Below are 556 nucleotides of genomic sequence, written 5' to 3'. Positions count from 1 at the left end.
ATCTCTCAAGGATTCCAGCCATGTCAAGGGTAGGTAAGGTTTTTCGCGTTGCATCGAATTAATCCACATCATCCACCGCTTGTGCGGGTCCCCGTCAATTCCTTTGAGTTTTAATCTTGCGACCGTACTCCCCAGGCGGTCTACTTCACGCGTTAGCTGCGTTACCAAGTCAATTAAGACCCGACAACTAGTAGACATCGTTTAGGGCGTGGACTACCAGGGTATCTAATCCTGTTTGCTCCCCACGCTTTCGTGCATGAGCGTCAATCTTGACCCAGGGGGCTGCCTTCGCCATCGGTGTTCCTCCACATATCTACGCATTTCACTGCTACACGTGGAATTCTACCCCCCTCTGCCAGATTCTAGCCTTGCAGTCTCCAATGCAATTCCCAGGTTGAGCCCGGGGATTTCACATCAGACTTACAAAACCGCCTGCGCACGCTTTACGCCCAGTAATTCCGATTAACGCTTGCACCCTACGTATTACCGCGGCTGCTGGCACGTAGTTAGCCGGTGCTTATTCTTCAGGTACCGTCATTAGCAAAAGATATTAGCT

The 556-nt window shown here is 50.9% G+C and carries 1 rRNA gene; it reads right to left on the bottom strand.

The window, feature by feature from the left end:
• Positions 1–556 (bottom strand): 16S ribosomal RNA (locus ACP7DE_RS27995); the annotation flags it as partial.

Origin of the sequence: Janthinobacterium sp. DSP2-3-3, assembly GCF_049897325.1 — a bacterium.
In the GTDB taxonomy this organism is placed as follows: Bacteria; Pseudomonadota; Gammaproteobacteria; order Burkholderiales; family Burkholderiaceae_D; genus Janthinobacterium.
The sequence above is the reverse complement of the archived record's forward strand: the minus strand, read 5'-3'. Positions and strand labels throughout refer to the sequence as shown.